The organism is Petralouisia muris (assembly GCF_004793545.1).
Classification (GTDB): Bacteria; Bacillota; Clostridia; order Lachnospirales; family Lachnospiraceae; genus Petralouisia; species Petralouisia muris.
In genome coordinates this window covers 1-467 of the sequence record NZ_SRYA01000257.1, presented here as the reverse complement: position 1 = coordinate 467, position 467 = coordinate 1, and the positions used below count along the sequence as shown (strand labels likewise).

General features: G+C 43.3%; 1 protein-coding gene. It reads left to right on the top strand.

All coding sequences use genetic code 11. The annotated features are described in order from the left end of the window. Window positions 1–287 (top strand): replication-relaxation family protein (locus E5329_RS29400; protein ID WP_275443908.1); only part of this gene is annotated, 287 nt, incomplete at its 5' end. Window positions 288–467: the final 180 nt, after the last annotated feature.

The following is a 467-nucleotide window of genomic DNA, read 5'->3' as shown; positions in this document are numbered from 1 at the left end:
ATGAAGACCGCTATTTTATCGAAGTTGACCTTGACACGGAATCTCCCGCCAAGATTATTGAGAAATGTGAGAAATACCATGCCTACTACCGCTCTGGTTTAGAGCAGGAAGAATCAGAAATGTTCCCACTCACGGTTTGGATCGTACCGAGTGACAGCCGGAAAGAAAAACTCATCCGGCATCTCAGGGAGACTTTTGACAAGCAGGCAAAATTATTTGCCATAATTACCTGCGATGAGTTAGAGCATCTCATTCTGGAGGGAGGTGACCGGGAAATGCTTTGCTAAACAATACTGCTTCTAGTATTGATACGAAGCCTGGGCGTCTGGCACAGTTAAGCGGCAGGACAAGACTTGATGCAAAGGCAACATTTATAGGCTGCAGTTTTATGAACAATTTAACTACTAAGGAGCAACATGGGTACAGCTAAGAACCAATTAACACCAACTATAAAAAAGCAGATACTT